General features: G+C 71.7%; 15 protein-coding genes. 10 read left to right on the top strand and 5 right to left on the bottom strand.

From position 1 onward, the window contains the following. The first annotated feature begins 6 nt into the window (after positions 1 to 6). From ACIBHY_RS13725 to ACIBHY_RS13715, 3 genes are read left to right on the top strand one after another with little or no spacing between them, the layout of a single operon-like run. On the top strand, positions 7 to 906 hold the full coding sequence (locus ACIBHY_RS13725) for an ATP-binding cassette domain-containing protein (RefSeq protein ID WP_397253695.1): 900 nt from the start codon (positions 7 to 9) through the stop codon (positions 904 to 906). Next, complete coding sequence (locus ACIBHY_RS13720) at positions 903 to 1655, top strand: ABC transporter permease (protein ID WP_397306802.1); 753 nt, start codon at positions 903 to 905, stop codon at positions 1653 to 1655. Before ACIBHY_RS13725 ends, ACIBHY_RS13720 begins: the two co-directional genes overlap by 4 nt. Then, positions 1652 to 3190 (top strand): CocE/NonD family hydrolase, encoded by a 1539-nt coding sequence (locus ACIBHY_RS13715; RefSeq protein ID WP_397306801.1) that lies wholly within the window; start codon positions 1652 to 1654, stop codon positions 3188 to 3190. The genes ACIBHY_RS13720 and ACIBHY_RS13715 overlap by 4 nt, the downstream gene beginning before the upstream one ends. On the opposite strand, the gene ACIBHY_RS13710 is transcribed toward ACIBHY_RS13715, so the two are convergent. The 4 genes from ACIBHY_RS13710 to ACIBHY_RS13695 all read right to left on the bottom strand — a co-directional run bounded on the left by ACIBHY_RS13710 (position 3163) and on the right by ACIBHY_RS13695 (position 9722). Continuing rightward, entirely contained in the window at positions 3163 to 6252 is a 3090-nt protein-coding gene (locus tag ACIBHY_RS13710) for an AfsR/SARP family transcriptional regulator (protein ID WP_397253691.1), read from the bottom strand. The genes ACIBHY_RS13715 and ACIBHY_RS13710 overlap by 28 nt on opposite strands. Before the next feature lie 21 nt (positions 6253 to 6273). Next, complete coding sequence (locus ACIBHY_RS13705; protein WP_397306800.1) at positions 6274 to 7071, bottom strand: MerR family transcriptional regulator; 798 nt, start codon at positions 7069 to 7071, stop codon at positions 6274 to 6276. 94 nt (positions 7072 to 7165) lie between these two features. Then, entirely contained in the window at positions 7166 to 9247 is a 2082-nt protein-coding gene (locus ACIBHY_RS13700) for a cellulase family glycosylhydrolase (RefSeq protein ID WP_397306799.1), read from the bottom strand. A gap of 100 nt (positions 9248 to 9347) precedes the next feature. Beyond that, entirely contained in the window at positions 9348 to 9722 is a 375-nt protein-coding gene (locus ACIBHY_RS13695; protein ID WP_379627719.1) for a hemerythrin domain-containing protein, read from the bottom strand. A gap of 108 nt (positions 9723 to 9830) precedes the next feature. Here ACIBHY_RS13695 and ACIBHY_RS13690 point away from each other — a divergent pair, with 108 nt between their 5' ends. The 5 genes from ACIBHY_RS13690 to ACIBHY_RS13670 all read left to right on the top strand — a co-directional run bounded on the left by ACIBHY_RS13690 (position 9831) and on the right by ACIBHY_RS13670 (position 13469). Continuing rightward, entirely contained in the window at positions 9831 to 10187 is a 357-nt protein-coding gene (locus tag ACIBHY_RS13690) for a winged helix-turn-helix transcriptional regulator (protein WP_379627717.1), read from the top strand. A 32-nt stretch (positions 10188 to 10219) separates the two neighbouring features. Continuing rightward, positions 10220 to 11404, top strand: coding sequence for a serine hydrolase domain-containing protein (locus ACIBHY_RS13685; protein ID WP_397253685.1), 1185 nt, complete (start codon positions 10220 to 10222; stop codon positions 11402 to 11404). Further along, positions 11379 to 11942, top strand: coding sequence for an AAA family ATPase (locus ACIBHY_RS13680; RefSeq protein ID WP_397253683.1), 564 nt, complete (start codon positions 11379 to 11381; stop codon positions 11940 to 11942). The genes ACIBHY_RS13685 and ACIBHY_RS13680 overlap by 26 nt, the downstream gene beginning before the upstream one ends. A gap of 29 nt (positions 11943 to 11971) precedes the next feature. Next, the gene (leuE, locus tag ACIBHY_RS13675; protein WP_397306798.1) at positions 11972 to 12622 is read left to right on the top strand and encodes a leucine efflux protein LeuE; all 651 of its coding nucleotides are present in this window, start codon (positions 11972 to 11974) and stop codon (positions 12620 to 12622) included. 214 nt (positions 12623 to 12836) lie between these two features. Further along, positions 12837 to 13469 carry a VC0807 family protein gene (locus tag ACIBHY_RS13670; protein ID WP_397095362.1) on the top strand — a complete coding sequence of 211 codons (633 nt, stop codon included), beginning with the start codon at positions 12837 to 12839 and terminating at the stop codon, positions 13467 to 13469. Positions 13470 to 14403: 934 nt separating this feature from the next. Here the strand turns inward: ACIBHY_RS13670 and ACIBHY_RS13665 are convergent. Continuing rightward, a complete protein-coding gene (locus ACIBHY_RS13665) occupies positions 14404 to 15555 on the bottom strand; it encodes a sensor histidine kinase (protein ID WP_397306797.1) in 1152 nt (383 codons plus the stop codon). Positions 15556 to 15917: 362 nt separating this feature from the next. Here ACIBHY_RS13665 and ACIBHY_RS13660 point away from each other — a divergent pair, with 362 nt between their 5' ends. Further along, complete coding sequence (locus tag ACIBHY_RS13660) at positions 15918 to 16538, top strand: DedA family protein (protein WP_379627705.1); 621 nt, start codon at positions 15918 to 15920, stop codon at positions 16536 to 16538. A gap of 37 nt (positions 16539 to 16575) precedes the next feature. Then, entirely contained in the window at positions 16576 to 17391 is an 816-nt protein-coding gene (locus ACIBHY_RS13655) for a DMT family transporter (protein ID WP_397253677.1), read from the top strand. Position 17392: the final 1 nt, after the last annotated feature.

Below are 17392 nucleotides of genomic sequence, written 5' to 3'. Positions count from 1 at the left end.
CGGGGCATGGACTACGCGATCGAAGCCGAAGGGCTGGTCAAGAGGTACGGCGACAAGGCGGCCCTGGACGGGGTCGATCTCGGCGCGCGGGCCGGAACGGTACTGGCCGTGCTCGGCCCGAACGGCGCGGGAAAAACGACGGCGGTGCGCATCCTGGCCACGTTGCAACGCCCCGACGGGGGGCGGGCCCGCGTTCACGGGCACGACGTGGCGCGGCGCCCCGCCGAGGTACGCAAGCTGATCGGCCTGACCGGCCAGTACGCCTCGGTGGACGAGAAGCTCACCGGCGCGCAGAACCTCATGATGATGGGCCGCCTGCTCGGCATGAGCCGCTCCACGGCCAGGGCGCGGGCGGCGGAGCTGCTGGAGCGGTTCGGGCTGACCGAAGCCGGCGGGCGGGCCGCGTCCGGGTACTCCGGCGGCATGCGCCGCCGCCTCGACCTGGCCGTCAGCCTCGTCAGCCGGCCGAGTGTGCTGTTCCTCGACGAGCCGACGACCGGGCTAGACCCGCATGCGCGCGGTGAGCTGTGGGAGGTGGTCAGGGAACTGGTCGCAGGGGAGGTGACCGTGCTCCTGACCACGCAGTATCTGGAGGAGGCCGACCAGCTGGCCGACGACATCCTGCTGATCGACTCGGGCCGGGTGGCCGCCGGCGGCACGCCCGACCAGCTCAAGGCCATGGCCGGCGGGCACCGCCTGGACATCAGGCCGCTGCGGGCAGAGGACGAGGAGAAGGCCATGGCGATCCTCGGCTCCGGCGAGCTGAGCATCCCGATCCACGACCTGGCCATGGCGCCGGCCGTACTCAGGAAGCTGGACGAGGCCGGGATCGTGCTGGCCGAGCACGCGCTGCGGCTGCCCTCGCTCGACGACGTCTTCCTCACCCTCACCGGAGCACGCGCATGATCTCGCAGAGCCTCACCCTGACCTGGCGCAGCCTGGTGCCGTTGAAGAACAGTCCAGGCCAGCTGCTGGCCATGCTCATCCAGCCGGTCTTCATGATCGTCATCTTCGTCTACCTGTTCGGCGGCGCGGCGGGCGGCGACCGGGGCCAGGCGGTGCAGTACATGTTGCCCGGCGTGCTGGTGCAGGTGGCGCTGATGGCCACGATCGGCACCGGCATGAACCTGGCCACCGACATCGGCAACGGCGTCTTCGACCGGTTCAGGACGATGCCGATCGCCCGGATGGCGCCGCTGGCCGGGCGCATTCTCGCCGACCTGTGCACGATGACGGTCACGCTGGCGATGTCGGTGCTGGTCGGTTATGTCGTCGGCTTCCGCGTCACCACCTCGCCGCCGGAGGCGCTGGCGGGGCTGGGCCTGGCGCTGCTGTTCACGATGGCGCTGAGCTGGGCCTCGGCCTGGATCGGCGTGATCGCCAAGTCGGTCACCGCGATGCAGGGCGTCGCCACGGCCGTGCTGCTGCCGCTCACCTTCGGCAGCAGTGCCTTCATCCCCGCCACGGACCTGCCGGGCTGGCTGACCACCTGGATGGCGGTGAACCCGGTCTCGCACCTGGCCGCGTCCCTGCGCGGCTTCATGGTCGGCGGGCTGAACGCCGCCGACGTCTGGATCACGCTCGGCTGGACCGCCGCCCTGCTCGCCGTCTTCGTGCCGCTCGCGCTGCGCGCCTACAACAGGAGAGTCCGATGAGAACCCGCGACGGCGTCGAACTCGCCACCACGGTACGGCTGCCGCCCACCGGCGCCCGCCACCCCGTCCTGCTGGTCCGCACCCCCTACGGCCGCGACACGGTCCCCGGCCCCGGCCTCCACCTGGACGTGGAACGCCTGGTCGCGGCCGGGTACGCGGTGGCCGTGCAGGACGTGCGCGGCACCGGCGAGTCGGAGGGCGGGTTCCGGGTCTTCACCGGCGAGGCCGAGGACGGCCACGACGCGGTGCGCTGGGCGGCGACCCAGCCCTGGTCCGACGGAAATGTCGGCATGTTCGGCGACTCCTACCTCGGCCTCACCCAGCTGCTGGCCGCGCAGGAGCGACCGGAGGGCCTGCGCGCGATCGCGCCCAGCCTCACCCCCGGCTCCTACCGCGACATCGTGTACGAGGGCGAGGTGGTGACGCTCGGCAAGATCCTCACCGTCTGCGCCCTGACGTTCGGACTCGACGAGCTGCGCCGCCGCATCCGATCCGGTACGGCGGAGCCTGTCGCAGAGGCGGAGTACCTGGCCGGGCTGGGCTTCCCCGACCGGTTCCCGCAGCGGATACGGGAGCTGGCCGGGCGGCTGCCGCTGTCGGACCAGCCGCTCATCAACGACCTGGTGCCGAGCTACGCCGCCTGGATGGAGCACCCGGACCCCGGCGCGGCGGTGTGGCGGGGCGGCACGTTCGACTACACGGCGATCGAGGTGCCCGCCCTGGTGAGCACCGGGTGGCACGACTTCTTCCGCGACGCCTCCGTCCGCCACTTCCAGCGGCTCGGCGGGAGTTCGCGGCTGGTCGTGGGGCCGTGGACGCACATCTCGCACGGGCGGGAGATCTTCGGGCGCGACTACGGGCCCTCCGCCTCCCAGGAGGCGATCGACTGGACGGGGTTGCATCTGGCGTGGTTCGACCACTGGCTGCGGGGCTCGCCGCTGGAGGGGCCGGCGGTGCGGTACTTCGTCATGGGGGCCGACGAGTGGCGCGGCTCCGAGCGGTGGCCGGTGGCGGCGCGGCGGGTGCCGTACCACCTGGGGCAGGGCGGAGCGCTGTCCACGACGCCCTCGCACGGAACGTGGGAGTTCGCGGCCGACCCGGGCGACCCGGTGCCGACCCTGGGCGGGGCGGTCATGGACTTCACCGGGTTCGGGCCGCTGGACCAGCGGCCGCTGGACGGGCGGACGGACGTGCTGCGCTTCGCGAGCGCGCCGCTGGCAGGCGACGTGGAGGTGACGGGGCGGGCCGAGCTGGTGGTGTGCCTGTCCACGACCGCGCCGACGGCGGACGTCACCGGCAAGCTGGTCGACGTGTATCCGGACGGGCGGGCCGAACTGCTCACCGACGCGGTCACCCGGGCGGTGGGCGGCGAGGTCGTGGTGGACCTGGGGTGGATCTCCACGGTGTTCCGGGCGGGGCATCGGATCCGGGTGGACGTGGCCGGCTCCAATTTCCCGAAATATGCCAGGAACCCGGACAAGGGGCTGACCACGATCCACTCGCCGTCCTACGTGATGCTGCCGATCAGGTCGTAGAGCTCGTCCTGGGCCAGGGCCGCGCCACGGGCGTGCAACTCCGCGAAACGGTCGTCGCCCAGCGCGGCCCGCGCCGTCGCCATCCCGGCGTCGGAATCGGCCGCGACGTCGGCACGGCCGGCGCCGAACAGCAGGACCGCGTTCTCCACGTCGCCGCCGGCCAGCGCCGCCAGCGCGAAGCCGCCGAAGACGGTCGCCAGCACCGGCAGGTCGGGCGGCGAGTCCAGGGGCGTGCCCCGCATGGCCTCCAGGGCCTCCCGGTGCTGGGCGAGTCCGCCGGTCAGGTCGCCGGAGGCCACCAGGGCTCTGCCGTAGCGGGTGCGTACCGTGGCGACGAGCTGCGGGATCGGCGCGGCGTCCGCCAGCATGTCCACGGCGGCCGACAGCGCGGTCAGCGCCGGGCCGTACTCGCCGCGCTGGTAGCCGATCATCCCCTCGCCCAGCCTGAGCTGCACGAGCACGTCCGGGTTGATCTCGTCGGTGACGCCCAGCCTGGCCTTGGCCAGGTCGGCCGCCGCGCCGTCGAGGTCGCCGCCCTGCGCCCGCAGCACCGCCATCCTGGTCAGCGTCGAGACCGACTCGTTGGCGCTGATCCACGCGCTGGTCAGCGAGGTCACCTCGGTGTAGAGGTCGGTCACCGGCCGTCCCTCTCCGGCGCGCAGGGCGGCCAGCTGCAGCAGCGCCTCGCTCAGCCCCCACCGGTCGCCGATCTTCCTGAACCCGGCCACCGCCCGTTCCAGCGCCTCCTCGGTCGCGTGCGGGCCCCTGAGCATGAGCGCCGAGCTGGCCAGCCACAGGTCCTCGTCCTCGGCGTAGGAGAGCAGCAGTCCGTAGGCGTGGTCGTCGCGCCCGGCGATCATCGCCATGACGGCCTTGCCGATCCGCAGCATCGGATGAACGGGGCCCTCGGTCTCGGCCCGCGCGATCAGCGCGTCCATCTCGGCCGAGAGCTGGTTCAGCCGCGGCCGGTCCACCACGATCCGGCCGAACATCGTCACCCCGACCGCGAAGCTGCACGCCGCGTAGGCCTCAGCCAGCCCCGGCGGCGGCTCCCCGCCCGTCAGCGCGAGCGCCTGCTCGGCCCACTGCGCGGACTCCTGCCGGTAGCCGCACATCCACCAGTACCAGTTCAGCGCGCCGCACAGCCGCAGCGCCGTCTCGACCTCGCGCTCGTCCAGCGCCCAGCGCAGCGCCGCCGCGCAGTTGTCGCGCTCGGCCGCCAGCCGCTCGATCCACTCGATCTGCTGATCCGTCCGCAGGTACGGCACCGCCGTCTCGGCCACCTCCCGCAGGTGGACTGCCAGCCGCCTCCTGAACTCCCCGCTCTCCCCCGCCTCGGCCAGCCGCTCCAGCGCGTAGGCGCGGATCGTCTCCAGCATCCGGTAGCGCCCGTCGTCGCCCGCCTGCACCAGCGACTTGTCGGCCAGCGCGCCCAGAACGTCCGGGTCGCCGCCGCACACCACCTCCACCGACTCCAGCGCCGCGCTGCCCGCGAACACCCCCATCCGCCGCAGCAGCGCCCGCTCGCCGGCGGTGAGCAGGTCCCAGCTCCACTCGACGACCGCCCTGAGCGTCTGCTGCCGGGGCAACGCGGTACGGCTCCCGCCGGTCAGCAGCCGGAACCGGTCGCCGATGCGCTCGGCCAGCTGCCGCGCGGTCATCGTGCGCAGCCGGGCGGCGGCCAGTTCGATGGCCAGCGGCATGCCGTCGAGGCGGCGGCAGATGGCGGCGACGTCACCGACGTTGTCCTCGTCCAGCCGGAACGACGGCCGCGCCGCGACCGCCCGGTCCAGCAGCAGCCGCACCGCCGGGTAGGCGGCGGCCCGCCCGGCGTCCACGCCCTCGGGCGGCAGTTCCAGCGGCGGAATGGGCACCAGCCGCTCGCCCGCGACGTTCAGCGGTTCCCTGCTGGTGGCCAGCACCCGCAGGCCGGGGCACAGGGCCAGCAGCCGCTCGGCCACGACGGCGGCGGCCTCGATCACGTGCTCGCAGTTGTCGAGCACGATCAGCGCCCGCTCGCGCCCGAGCCGCTCGGCCACGCGGGTCACCGGGTCCTCGCCCGGCTGGTTGAGGTCGTCGCGCAGCCCGAGCGCGCCCGACAGCGCGCCAGGGACGTCGGCCGGGTCGGCGACCGGGGCCAGCTCGACCATCCAGGCGTCGGCCTCGCGCAGGGCGGCCTCGGTGGCCAGGCGGGTCTTGCCCGCACCGCCCGGCCCGACGATCGTCGCGAGCCTCGCCTGCCCGAGCAGGCTCACGAGCTGGGCCAGTTCGTCGGCCCTGCCCACGAAGCCGGTGAGCGGGGCGCGTACGTTCCCCTTGGCCGCGCGCGGCTCGGGACGCCGGGCCGGAACCTCGCCCTTGAGCACGGCGAGATGGGCGGCGCGCAGGTCGGGGCCGGGATCCACGCCCAGATCGGTGGCCAGGGCGCCCCTGACCCGCTCGAACAGCGCGAGCGCGGCGGCCTGGCGGCCGGCGGCGGCCAGGGCGCGCATGGCGAGTCCGGCCAGGCGTTCGCGGTGCGGCTGCGCGGCCAGTTCCTCGCCCAGCCCGGCGGCCAGGGCGGCGACCTCACCCGAGCCGGGCTCCCGTGCCAGCACGGCGTGGGCATGGGCCTCCAGAGCGAGCAGGCGCTCCTCCTGCAGTCCCGCCGCGACGTTGGCCAGGTGCGGCACCACCAGCAGATCGGCCAGCGCGGGACCCCGCCACAGGGCCAGCGCCGCCTCCAGGGCGGCCTCGCGAGCCTCCTTGCGGACGGTCCGGGTGAAGGCGTGGGCGTCCACGCGCTCGCGTGGGATCGGCAGGACGTAGCCGCCCGCGCGGCCGTCCACCGTCAGGTACGGGCGCAACGCGGCGCGCAGGCGCTTGACCAGGGTCTGCAGGGCGTTGGCGGCGTTGGCCGGCGGCTCCTCCGGCCACAGCGCGTCGATCAGGCGCTCGGCGCCGACGACCTGCCCCGCCTCCAGCGCGAGCATCGCCAGCAGCGCGCGGACCCGGGCGCCGCCCACGGCCACGGGGACGCCGTCGTTCGTGACCTCCAGCGGGCCGAGGATGGATATGCGCACGCACTCCATCCTGCCGGGTGCTCACGACTTCAGGTGCACGGCCACCTCCATGCCCACCGGCTGCCCCTCCTCCAGCAGGCCGATCTGGCGCACCTGGGCGAGCGACACCTCGGCGCCGCTCTCCTGCGCCGCGGCCAGCAGCGCGAGCACAGCCGGGTGGGTGGCGCCCTCCACCATGGGCACGTCCTGGTCCCAGCGCCAGCGCACCACCATCTCCTGTCCCGTCTCGATCGTGCCGCGCTCGACGTCGGTCCAGGACTCCGGCGGCAGGGCGGCGACCGGCCAGCAGCACAGCATCTGGATCTCGGTCTCGCTGCCGGGGGCGGTCCTGATCGTGGTCCAGAACGCGCCGGTCGGGCGGTTGCCCTCCGCGTCCAGGCGCCGCCACAACCCGGCGAACAGCTCGTTGGCCTCCTCGTCGCTGCCGATGTCCGGGGGCAGGACGACGCCGGCCCAGGGCTGGGCTTCGGCCCGCCGTACCTCTGTCTGCCAGCGGACGGGGCCGGCGAGCAGGCGTTCCAGGGCGTCGAGGGCGGCGTCCTGGCGCTCGCGGTCGGCGGCCAGCCTGGCGCGGTGCTCGGCCAGCGTGGCCGTCGCGGCCTCGGCGTCCTGGAGCAGCTTGGGCGCCTCGGCGAGGGGCAGGCCGGCGGCGCGGGCGGCCTTGAGCCTGAGCGCGTGCTCGAACTGCGCGGCGCTGTAGCGGCGGTGCCGCGACCACGGGTCCACCGAGACGGGCGGCAGAAGGCCCTGCTCGTCGTACAGGCGCAGGGCCTTCAGGCTCAGACCGGTCAGCTCGGCGAATTCCCCGATGTTCATCATGGGAACCAGTGTGGGACCTGCCCCTGGGGGAGGTTCCAATCGTTGGTCCGGGCGCCGCGCGCGGATCCCCTCGCGCACGGCGCCCGAGTCGGGGTCAGAAGTCGTCAGGCAGGCGGACCTGGTCGCGGATCCACCGTCCCGCCTCCTTCAGCCGGCTGGTGCCGGTGAACGGGCCGCCCGGGCAGGTGCCCTCGGTGAAGGCGGCGCCGGAGAGGGGGTCGTCGGAGAAGTTCCAGTTGACCCAGCTGATCTTCTTCTGTGCCATCAGGTCGATGTACTGCTGCGACCTGGTGAAGTTGTTGCCGCCGCCGCCCGAGGACGTCTGCGTGCCGAACTCGGTGACGAACATCGGCAGGCGGTCGGCCGCGCGGGACAGGGTGCCGAGGTAGTTGCTGCCGTGCGAGGCGGCGTAGAAGTGGAACGTGTACATGATGTTGGTCGCGTTGACCGGGTTGCTGATGATCTCACTCTCGTCGGAGCCCTCGGAGACGCCGAGCGAGGACCAGGCGCGGGTGCCGACCAGGATCGTGCTCTCGGGGTCGTTGGCCCTGATCACCGGGATGATCTGCTGGGCGTAGTCGCGGATGCGCGACCAGGCGACGCCGCTGGGCTCGTTCATGACCTCGTAGAGCAGGTTCTTCTTGTTGTTGTGGCGCTGGGCGATCTCGGTGAAGAACGTCTTGGCCTTGGCGAGGTTGTTCTGGGCGAACGGGTCACCGGGGTTGAGCATGTGCCAGTCGACGATGGCGTACATGCCGCGGGAGGTGGCCTGCTCGATCAGGTTGTGCACCCGGTCGGTGAACGCCCGGGGGTTGGTGTCGTAGCCGCCCTCCTGGATGTACATGGAGATGCGCAGGACGTCCGACTTCCAGTCGTCGGCCAGGGCGTTGAGCGAGGCGGTGTTGAGGCAGTCGTAGTGCCACTGGATGCCGTGGCTGCTCATGCCGCGCAGCTGGATCTGCTTGCCGTTCTCGTTGCAGAGCTTGAGCCCGCAGACCCTGAGCTGGCCGTTGGCCTCGACCGGGGTGCCGCCGCCGGTGGGCGGCTGGGTGGTGGCGGTGACGGCGGCGCTGCGGTCGGACTCGTTGTTCGACGGGTCGCGGGCGGTCACGGTGTAGGTGTGCGTGGTGGATCCGGCCAGGCCGGTCACGGTGGCCGTGGTGCCGGTGACGGTGGCGACGACGGTGTCACCCTCGCGTACCCGGTAGTCCGTGATCGAGCCGCTGTTGTCCGTGGCGGCGTTCCAGGCCAGTGAGATCGAGCTGGACGTGGTCCCGGTCGAGCGCGGGGCGCCGGGGACGGTGGGCTTCTCGGTGTCGGGCGGTCCGGTGACGCCGACGCTGAGGCGGTCGAGGTTGGGGCCGCCGTTGGCGGTGGTCGAGCTCGCCCTGACGGTGTTGGCGCCCGCGTTCAGGGCGGCGTTCACCTGAACCTCCTGCCAGGTGCTCCACGCGCCGGTGCCGGGGAAGTCCTTGGTCTGGGCGCTGCCGTTGACGCTGATGGACATCGGGCGGTTGACGGTGGTGCCGTTGGCGTAGCGGAAGGTCAGGGTGGCGTTGCCGGCGGCGGCCGCGTTCACGGTGAACTCGACGGCGGAGCCGGTGACGTTGTCGTAGTTGACGAAGCCGGTGCCGGTGAACCCGGCGTGGTTGGACTCGACCACGCCCTGGGTGATCGTGGCGTCCTCGGCCTGGTGGTCGTTGCCGGGCGCGGCGGCGACCTCGGCGTCCAGGTAGTCCCAGTTCGGGTTGCCGCCGGTGGCGGAGGCGGTGGCTCTGATCGTGTTCGCGCCGGCCACGACCGGTGCGGTCAGCGTGGCGGTGGCCCAGGTGCTCCAGGCGCCGGTGGGGTTGAAGGCGCGGTCGTCGGCGATCAGGGCGCCGTTGACGGAGATGTCACTGGGGCGGTTGGCGGTGGTGCCGTTGGCGTAGCGGAGGGCCAGGGTGGCGGTGCCCGCGGCGGGGGCGTTGAAGGTCCACTCCACGTACGGCCCCGCCACGTTGTCGCCGTTGACGAAGCCGGTTCCGGAGAAGCCGGCGTGGTTGGACTCGACGGCACCCTGCGAGATCGTGGCGTTCTCCGCCTCAAGCCGGGTGGGCGCGGCTTCGGCGGGCAGTGCGGGTAAGAGGGCCAGACAGACGGCGGCCAGAGTGATCAGCCGCGTTGAACGATGCATGGGGTCCGCTCCTACTCGTTCATTAGGAAACTTAACTAACGAGCACACGGAGAATAGATCCGACGTCTGTCCGGAACAAGACCCAATTTGACAAGCGCCTCTACAGGCGTGACAACAAGGGAGCCAGTTGCTCCTCCTCGTAGTCGAGGTGGGCCAGCAGTTCGCCGGCCAGCCGTTCCAGGTCCTCGCGGAAGTCCGCGGCCCGCTCGATGGCGGCGAGGATCTCGGCGACCTTGCCGTGCTCGCGCTCAAGACGGTCGATGACCTCGGCGGACTCGGGGAAGCGGGCCCGCAGGGTGGTGAACAGGTAGTGACTCTCCACCGTGTGGTGCATCTCGACGTGGTGGCAGTAGTACATGCAGCGGACCCGCAGATCACCGGTGATCTCGCTCGCGCCGCGCAGTTCTTTCAGTTCCCGGCGCAGACCGTCGTGGACGGCGATCAGCTCGCGGACCATGGCGTGGTCTCGGGACATCGGGGCACTCCTTTACAGTTCTTTCTAGTAACTAACGGCATGATGGATTACCGTCGTGGTAAGCGCATAGATCGCACTTTTTCCTGCGTTAGTTACCTGGAGAGAACCGTGGAGTACCTGACGGAGACCGAGGCCAACTGCCGCGCCCGCGAGGTGCTCGACCGCGTGGGCGACAAGTGGTCCACGGTCGTGCTCTACAACCTCAGCACCGGCACCCACCGCTTCACCGAGCTGCGCCGGGCCATCCCGGGCATCAGCCAGCGCATGCTCACCGTCACCCTGCGCGGCCTGGAGCGCGACGGGCTGGTCAGGCGGACGGTCCATCCGGTCATCCCGCCCCACGTGGACTACGACCTGACGCCGCTGGGCTGCACGCTGCGGGAGATCGTGGGCGCTCTTGTCGGCTGGGCCCACCAGCACCTGGACGAGATCGATCGGGCGCGGGCGGCGTACGACAAGGTGTAGACGCGAGCCCGCTTCGGTGGTCAAGTCAGGGAATGACGGTACAAGGCACCTGCGATCCCCGGTTCTCCCTGGTCCGGGAGGAGTTCGAGCGCAACCTCGCCGAACGCGGCGAGGTCGGCGCGTCGGTCTGCGTGATGGTCGACGGCGAGGTCGTCGTCGACCTGTGGGGCGGCGAGGCCGCTCCGGGGACGCCCTGGCTCCACGACACCATCGGCCACGTCTGGTCGTGCACGAAGGGCGCCACCGCGCTGTGCGCCCACCTGCTCGCCGCCCGCGGCGAGCTCGATCTCGACGCCCCGGTCATCCGCTACTGGCCGGAGTACGGCGCCGCCGGCAAGGGCGCCACCCTCGTCAGGCACGTGCTCGCCCACCAGGCCGGTCTGCCGGTGCTGCGCGAGCCGCTGCCCGCCGGCGCGTTCCACGACTGGAAGCTGATGGCCGAGCGGCTGGCCGTGGCCGAGCCGTTCTGGGAGCCGGGGACCCGGCACGGCTACCACGCGCTCACCTTCGGCTTCCTGGTCGGCGAGATCATCAGGCGGGTCGGCGGGCGCCCGCTGGGCACGTTCTTCCGCGAGGAGGTGGCCGAGCCGCTCGGGCTGGAGTTCTGGCTGGGGCTGCCCGAGGAGCAGGAGGGCCGGGTGGCGCCGACGATCCCGGCCGACATCCCGCCCGAGTTGCCGTCGTTCTACGTCAAGGCGTTCTCCGACCCGTCGTCGATGCCGGCGCTGCTCCTGGGCAACGACGGCGGCTTCATGACCTCGTCCGACAGCCGGGAGTCGCACGCCGGCGAGTACGGCTCCGTCGGCGCGATCACCAATGCGCGCGGGCTGGCCGGCATGTACCGGCCGCTGTCGCTGGGCGAGCTGGTTCCGGCCGAGCAGCGTTCGATCATGGCGAGGACCGAGTCGGCGGGCATGGACGCGGTGCTCGGGGTGCCGACGCGCTGGTCGGCGGGGTTCATGAAGTCCACCGACAACCGGCATCTGCCGGCGGCCGACAGGGAGGGCGCGCTGATGTCGGAGTCGGCGTTCGGCCACGCGGGCATGGGCGGCTCGGTCGGCTTCTGCGACCCGGGCGCCCGGCTGGCCTTCGGCTACTCCATGAACAAGCAGGGAAGCGGCCTGGGCATCAACCCCCGCGGCCAGGCCCTGACCGACGCCGCGTACCGGACGCTCGGTTACGCTCGGGCCAATGGAGGGATCTGGTACCGGCCTTGAGCGGTTCGTCGTCCTGACCGGCGGGCCGGGATCGGGCAAGAGCACCCTGATCGACCGGCTGGAAGAGGCGGGGTACGCCAGGACCGAGGAAGCGGGCCGGGCGATCATCCAGGACCAGAGCGCGATCGGCGGGCGCGCGCTGCCCTGGGCGGACAAGGACCTGTTCGCCGAGCTGATGCTCTCCTGGGAGCTGCGCTCGTACCGGGCCGCCGCCGCCCTCGGGCCCGGCCCCGTCTTCTTCGACCGCGGCGTCGTGGACGTGATCGGCTACCTGCGGCTGGAGGGCCGGCCGGTGCCGGACCACGTGCACCGGGCGGCGCTGCGCCACCGCTACCACCGGCGCGTCTTCGCCGCCCCGCCCTGGCCGGAGATCTTCCGCAACGACGCCGAGCGCAAGCAGTCGCCGGAGGAGGCGGAGCGCACCTACACGGCGGTGACCGGGGCCTACGAGGACTACGGCTACGAGCTGGTGACGCTGCCGAAGGCTCCGGTCGAGGTCAGAACGCGCTTCCTCCTCGACAACCTCCCCCTATCCTGAATTATCCCGTCTTTCAGGAGCTCGCAGCCATGTACTTCGGCATCACTGACCTCTGGACCTTCGTGGCCGGTGCGTTCTTCATCATCCTGCTGCCAGGACCGAACTCCCTCTACGTCCTCAGCCTGGCCGCCCAGCGCGGCGTGAAGCAGGGCTACCGCGCCGCCGCCGGCGTGTTCGTCGGCGACTCGGTCCTCATGCTGCTGGCCGCCGCCGGCGCCGCCTCGCTCCTGAAGTCGAACCCCGTGCTGTTCACGATCGTCAAGTACGCCGGAGCCGGCTACCTGGCCTGGATCGGCTTCCAGATGCTGCGCGGCGCCTGGCGGGCCTGGCGCGCCCCGGAGGCCGAGACCGCCGGAACCGCCGAGCCGGTCGACCGCGTCAACCCGTTCCGCAAGGCCCTGGTGGTCAGCCTGCTGAACCCGAAGGCGATCCTGTTCTTCGTCTCGTTCTTCATCCAGTTCGTGGACCCCGGGTACGCCGCTCCGGCGTTCTCGTTCCTCATCCTGGGCGCGATCGTCCAGTTGTTCAGCGTTCTCTACCTGACCATGCTGATCTTCAGCGGGACCTTCCTGGCCGGGCAGTTCCGTTCGCGGCGCAAGTTGTCGGCCGGGCTGACGAGCGGCGTGGGGACGTTGTTCCTGGGGTTCGGGGCCAAGCTGGCGACCACCTCGCTGGGGTGAGGTCGGCCTATCGGCCGGGTGAGGCGTATGTAGCCTTCGCGTGGAACGTGGCAAAAGAGGCAGTCGCACTCAGGCGGGTCAGGTACGGTTGGCCACCGGCGCGCTGCCCGGCGTGCCGAGGTGTCCGTGCCGTTACACCGACCGACCCGTTCGGCAAGCCCGGTTTCCCGCTGCCCGGGTAGTCGTAGGGTCTCGGCCTACCTGCGGAGCAGCCTTGAACCACCCTCCGATCACCCTGCCTCGCCTGACCACGCTCGCCCGCGACGCGGTGCCGAAGCTGCTGGAGGCGGTCGTGGCGCCGCTGGTCATCGTGTATGCCAGCGTGTGGCTGCTGGGCACGCAGGGCGCGCTGTTCGCGGGCCTGGCGTGGTTGTTCGGCGGACTGGTCTGGCGGCTGGCGCGGCGGGCCAAGGTCCCGGCCACGATGTGGATGGCGGCGCTGGCGCTGTCGTTCAGGACGGCGGTCTCCTTCTGGACGGGCGACTGGCACTACTGGGCCATCCAGCCGGAGCTCGGCACCATCTGCATCAGCGTGGTCTTCCTGGCCTCGGTCCGGCTGAACAAGCCGCTCGTGCAGAAACTCACCCTCGACTACGTCCCGCTGCCGTCCGTGGTGCTCAGGCACGCGCGGATGCGCAGGTTCTTCGCCAGGATCACACTGCTGTGGGGCTTCGTGCTGCTGGCCAACTCAACGGTGAGCATCTGGCTGGCGCTCAACGAGTCCCAGCTCCAGGGGTACATGCTGGTCCGCACCGGCGTGGTCGCCCTGATCAGCGGCTCGGCGATCGCCTTCTCCGTCCTGGCCTTCAAGCGGGTCCTGCGCCGCATGCACGTCGCCCACGCCTGAGCGCTCCGCCAGCACGATCGCGCCGCAGCAGGCCATCACCAGGCCGGTGAGCGTCGCGAACAGCTCCACCAGGTCCGGCACCGGCATGGCCATCGGCCCGGCGAGCGGGCCCGCGCTCAGGGTGACGATCAGGCTGTAGAGGCCCCAGCCGAACATGGAACCGGAGCCCACCCAGGCGAGGGTCAGGGCGCGCCCGCCGTACCCCTTGACCAGGGCGAGCAGTGCGAGCGCGCCGCCAATGATGAGCGCGCCCTTCAGTCCGTTCTGCAGGAAGGCGGCCGTGCCGGAGGCCGCCACCATCTCGGGCGGCAGGCCGAACGTGCCGCCGAAGGCCCAGAAGAGCTTGATGCCGGCGAGCGGCAGCGACACGCCCAGCGCGCCGTAGGCCATGAGCCGCTGGAGCGGCAGCGTCGCGCTCGGCGCCGGCCGGACCGCGCGGAACGCCCCCGGCCAGCGGTCGCGGGCGTAGAGGGCGAAGGCCGTGCTCAGCCCCACCGCCTGGCCGATGAACCCGCCGTAGACCGCCATGTACACCCACGACGCGATCGGCCCGCCCGCGGGGAAAATCGACAGGCCCTCGATCAGCACACCCACCGGCGCGGTCACCAGGATCACCGAGAGCAGGCCGATGCCGACCCAGATGGGCAGCAGGACCAGCCAGGCGGGCAGCCGCATCCCCCATCGCAGGGTGAACGACAGCGCCAGCACCAGCGCCACGAGGTCCATGCCGAACGTCATGGCGTTCATGGCCACCATGACGGGGCTGGCGAGGAAGGACGGGTCGGAGACGCCGACGGGGTTGCCCGCCAGCCAGAGCAGCTTGATCGTGAGATAGGGGAGCATGGCGGCCATCGCGACGATCGCGGCGGTGACCCGGCCTATACCGGCTCGTTCACTGGTCATACTCCGATCGTGCTGCGGCGGGCCGCCCGGCTCATCCCGCTGTGCGGGGATGCGCCTCCCCCTCGCGGGGGAGCTCCACGGCCAGCTCGTACCCGTCGCCGCGCGGGCCGGCGGTCAGGGTGCCGCCCGCCAGCCGTACGCGCTCGCGCAGGGCCGTCAGGCCGGTGCCGCCGCTGATCACGGTGGCCCGCCCGCGCGACGCCCCGTTCACGACGCTGACCCGCAGCTCCTCGACCGTGACCGTCACGGGCGCGCCCGGCGCGTGCTTGGCCGCGTTCGTCAGCCCCTCCTGGACCACCCGGTGCGCCAGCGGCGGCCCGCCGTCCAGCCGCAACGTGATCTCCATGCCCGAGTCGCGCGCCCGCTCGACCAGTTCGGCGACGCTCTCGTCCACCGGGTCGAGCGGCGCGCTCTCCCCCTGCTCGCGCAGCAGCCCGATGATCTGACGCAGCCGCTCGGTCGCGTCCGCCGCGGCCACGCGCAGCTCCCCCGCCGCCTTGACCTGCGCGGACGTCAGCCCCGGTGACAGCTCGAGCCCCGCCGCACGCACCGCGATGAGCGCCAGGTCGTGGCCGAGGGAGTCGTGCATGTCGTGGGCGATCCTGGTGCGCTCGCGCATGCGCGCCTGCGACTCGGCCGCCGCCTGCGCCCGCGCGCGCTGGGTGCGCAGCCTGCTCCGCAGCCCCCCGAGCAGGTACGGCACCGCGTACGTGCCCAGCATCCCGGTCACCAGGGCGATCCACTGCTCGGCCCGCCCGCCTTCGGCCAGCACCAGCACGCATCCGCCCGCGGCGATCCCGGCGAACGCGGCCACCGCCGGCCACACGCGATCGATCTGGCGCCCGGCCAGGTAGGCGTACCAGAACAGGCCCAGCGACAGCAGGGTCGTCGGGATGACCTTCGTGCTCCCCAACCCCGGCAGCCAGCTGAGGTCGAGCGTGGCGAAGCTCGTCTCCAGGTCCCAGGGCGAGGCCAGCGTGATGAGCACGACCGCGGCCACCGGCCACGCCCGCCCTACAACGACGGCCGCCGCCAGCACCACGACACGCGTGCCCGTCACGGCCGCGAACGGCCCCACGCCGTCGAGCGGATCGGGCCCGGAGGCGGCGGCGAGCACCGACAGCGCCAGCCAGAGGAACACGTCGGAGACGGCCTGGCGGCCGGATCGGCGGAGGTGGTTCACGCCCTCGACGGTAGCGGGCGTCCGGCAACGCCCGGACCTGCCGAACGTGGTGAGAGAACCCTGACGAAGGTAGGGCTAACCCCACCCCCGATTCGGATACCTGCACTCCTGACTCGCCAGGAGGACCCCGGAAGGATCGAGGGTGTCAGCCGGAGGTCGTACCTCGACCCTGACGAAAGTCGGGGGTGGTGCGTACCGAACGTCCGATGCGCCGTGAACTGCGGACTTCTTACCTTCGTGGTGGTGTGACCCCGAGAACGTCTCAGGGGTTTGCCCGTGACCTTAGGGGGTTGTCCCCCGATGCCTCGCGGCTCCTCCGCCGAGATGGTGGATGGGCCCACTGAAGATTCGGAGTGCACGACATGTCTCACGCGATTCTCGACCTGCTGCAACAGGTGATGTCCTCGCCGTGGCTTTATGTCGCGCTGTTCGCCCTCGCGCTGCTCGACGGGTTCTTCCCGATCGTGCCCGCGGAGACCTCGGTGATCACCGCCGGGGTGTTCGCGGTGACCGGGCAGACCAACCTGGTGCTGGTCATCGTGGTGGCCGCCCTGGGCGCCTTCGCCGGCGACCACATCTCCTACCTCATCGGCCGCAAGTTCGGCGGACGGCTCCGCGAACGCAAGGCCCTCGTGTGGGCGCGCAACGCGCTGGCCGAGCGAGGCGGGCTGGTGCTGGTGGTGGCCAGATACATCCCGGGCGGGCGGACGGCGACGACGCTGACCATGGGCGCGGTGCGCCACCCTCTGCGGTCGTTCACCTTCTTCGACGCGATCGCGACCTCCTCCTGGGCCGTCTACTCCGCCCTGATCGGCTACTTCGGCGGCATGGCCTTCGAGAACGACCCGATCAAGGGGCTCCTGCTCGGCCTCGGCATCGCATTGTCGATCACCGCGATCGTCGAAGGGGTCCGTTTCATCAGGAAGAAGCGAGCCGCTACTCAGGATTCGGCCGAGCGACTCCCTGTAGACACGTCCGTTTGACCCTTTTTGGCGACTATCCACGTGAGAGGAGCGTTTCATGACTGTGCTGGCCGCGGCGATCGCCCTGATCGGCTCGCTGTTCTTCGCGCTCGGTGCGGCACTTCAGCAGTTCGAAGCACTCGGCTCCGGCAAGACCCGCCTCCGTACGCTGATCAAGCGGCCGCGTTGGGTCTTCGGCGGGGTCTCCATCGTCGCGGGTGGCGGCCTGCACATCGTCGCGCTGGGTCTCGGCCCGCTGACGATCGTGCAGCCGATGGGCGTGGCCAGCCTGCTGTTCGCGCTGCCGCTCGCGGCGGCGCTGCACGGGCGCAGGCCCTCCCGCGCCGAGCTGGGCTCGGCCGCCGTCGTGGCGATCGGGCTGATCGGCCTGGTGCTCCTGGTTCCCCCATCGACCGGCCCCTCGCACCTGAGCCTCCAGGAGGTGGCGACCTTGCTCGCCGTCTCCGGGATCGCCGCGGTGCTGCTCTGGGCCGGTGCCAGGATCGCCTCCCCCGCCGGTCGCGCCGCCCTGCTCGCCACCAGTGCCGGAGTTCTCTACGGTGCCACGGCCACCCTCATGAGGGTGCTCGCCGACACCTTCGGAGAACAGGGCTGGAACTGGTGGTACCTGCTCGCTCTGCCCGTCCCCGCGCTGCTCGCCCTGATGCTCCTGCAGCGCGCCTACGCCGTAGGCCACTTCGGCGTCTCCTTCGCCTCGCTGCAGATCGCCGACCCGCTCACCGCGGTGGCCTTCGGCGCCCTGCTGCTCGGCGAACCTCTGCCCACCGGCGTTGCCCCCATCGCCGCCGCCGCGCTCACCGCGGCCGGAACCGTGGCACTTGCCCGCACCACCCCCTTGGAAAGGTCCGCCTGAC

The organism is Nonomuraea sp. NPDC050547 (genome assembly GCF_044457345.1).
Taxonomy (GTDB): Bacteria; Actinomycetota; Actinomycetes; order Streptosporangiales; family Streptosporangiaceae; genus Nonomuraea.
This window is presented reverse-complemented; position numbering and strand designations above follow the sequence as displayed.